Here is a 1,989-nt window from a genome sequence, read left to right as displayed (position 1 = left end):
TCCACGCCGGACGGCTGGCCTGCCCGGTGCTGTTCCAGGTCGGACTGCACGACCGGGTCGCCCCGCCCGGCGCCGCCCGCCGCACCGCCCGCCGGGCGGGTCCGCGGGCACGGCTGGCCGAGTACCCCCTGGACCATTTCGACGTCTACGACGGACCCTGGCAGGAACGCGCGCTGGCCGATCAACTCGGTTTCCTCACCAGTGTCCTCGGCCCGTCCTCTGCACAACTCCCGCTTCGGCAGAAGGAGATGGAATGAGTTCGTACGACTACGTGGTCGTCGGTGCCGGATCGGCGGGCTGCGTGCTGGCCGCGCGGCTGTCGGAGGACCCCGAGGTGCGGGTGGCGCTGATCGAGGCGGGCGGTCCCGACACCGCGCCCGAGATCCATGTCCCGGCCGCTTTCCCGCAGTTGATGAAGACCGAGCTGGACTGGGACCTCGACAGCGAGCCCGAACCGGGCATCGGCGCCCGGCGGACCTACCTGCCCCGGGGGCGGGTGTTCGGCGGTTCCAGCTCCATGAACGCGATGATCTACATCCGGGGCGCCCGTGCCGACTACGACGGCTGGGCGGCGGGCGGGGCCGTGGGGTGGTCGTACGCCGACGTACTCCCGTACTTCCGGCGCGCGGAGGACAACGAGCGCGGTGAGGACGAATTCCACGGTACGGGCGGGCCGTTGACGGTCAGCGACGGGCGGTCCGGACATCCGCTCGCCACGGCCTTCGTGGACGCGGCGGTGCAGGCCGGGTACAAGACGAACGACGACTTCAACGGTGAGCGCCAATTAGGCGTCGGGCGCTACCAGTTGACGCAGCGCGGCGGCATGCGGTGCAGCGCCGCCGTCGCCTATCTGCATCCGGCGCTGCGGCGGCCGAACCTGACCGTGCTGTCCTCGGCGCGCGCCCACCGGGTGGTGACCGAGGGCGGCCGCGCGGTGGGCATGGAGGTGGAGCGCGGCGGCACGGTCGAAGTGGTGCGCGCGGAGCGGGAAGTGATCCTCTCGGCGGGGGCGTACGAGTCGCCGAAGCTGCTCATGCTGTCCGGGATCGGGCCGGGGGCGGTGCTGTCCGCGTTCGGGATCGGGGTGGTGCGGGATCTGCCGGTCGGCGCTGGTCTTCAGGACCACTACATGGCGCTGCTCAACTACCGCACGGACACCGAGTCGTTGATCGCGGCGGCGACCGAGGAGAACGCGGCGCTGCTCCAGAGCGAGGGGCGCGGGCCGCTGACCTCCAACATCGGTGAGGCGGGCGGCTTCTTCCGCAGCCGGGACGAACTCGACGCCCCGGATGTCCAGTTCCACGCGGCCCCGGTCCTGTTCCACCAGGAGGGCCTGGGCGCGGCCGCGGAGCACGGCTTCGCCTTCGGCCCGTGCGTCCTCGCCCCTACCAGCCGGGGCTCGGTGACCCTGCGTTCCCCACGCCCGGACGCGGCGCCCCGGATCGTGCACAACTACTTGACCACGCCGGAGGACCGGGAGGTCATCGTCGCCGGGATCAGGATCGCGCTGGAGATAGCGGCCCAGCCGGCGGTTTCCGACCTGGTCACGACCCCCTTCGACGCACCCGCCTCCGACTCCGGTGCGGACCTGCTCGCGTGGGCACAGCGGGCCGGGCAGACGCTCTACCACCCGACGTCGACCTGCGCGATCGGCTCGGTGGTCGACCCGGAGTTGCGGGTGCTCGGGGTGCCGGGGCTGCGGGTGGTGGACGCGTCGGTGTTCCCGTCGGTGACTCGGGGCAACACGAACGCGCCGGTCATCATGGCGGCGGAGAAGGCGGCCGACTTGATCAAGGGGGTCGGCCGGCAGGAGGAAACGGCGCGCTGACGGTCAGCGAGTGGGGGGCGCGGACCGAAGCGGGTGTCTCCAGCCGCCGCCTACTGGGCGGCCGGGTGAACCACCTCCTCCACTGGCTCCGCTGCTGACGGATCACTCTCGCACCGGGGACCGACGTGCTCGGCCGACGCTCGGCGGGCACTGCTACGGTT

Annotated in this window: 1 protein-coding gene and 1 pseudogene; both read left to right on the top strand. The window is 72.0% G+C overall.

Features of this window, described 5'->3' with window-relative positions; genetic code table 11:
- Positions 1–257: pseudogene (locus tag GT030_RS00620) on the top strand (hypothetical protein); the annotation flags it as partial.
- Positions 254–1,828, top strand: coding sequence for a GMC family oxidoreductase N-terminal domain-containing protein (locus GT030_RS00615; protein WP_161199305.1), 1,575 nt, complete (start codon positions 254–256; stop codon positions 1,826–1,828). The pseudogene GT030_RS00620 and the gene GT030_RS00615, both read left to right, overlap by 4 nt.
- Positions 1,829–1,989: the final 161 nt, after the last annotated feature.

This window comes from Streptomyces sp. SID1328 (assembly GCF_009865595.1).
Classification (GTDB): Bacteria; Actinomycetota; Actinomycetes; order Streptomycetales; family Streptomycetaceae; genus Streptomyces; species Streptomyces griseoluteus.
This window is presented reverse-complemented; position numbering and strand designations above follow the sequence as displayed.

Bases quoted from the DNA above. Each gene is read 5' to 3' on its own strand.
- GT030_RS00615 (WP_161199305.1), top strand. From the start codon at position 254: ATGAGTTCGTACGACTACGTGGTCGTCGGTGCCGGATCGGCGGGCTGC.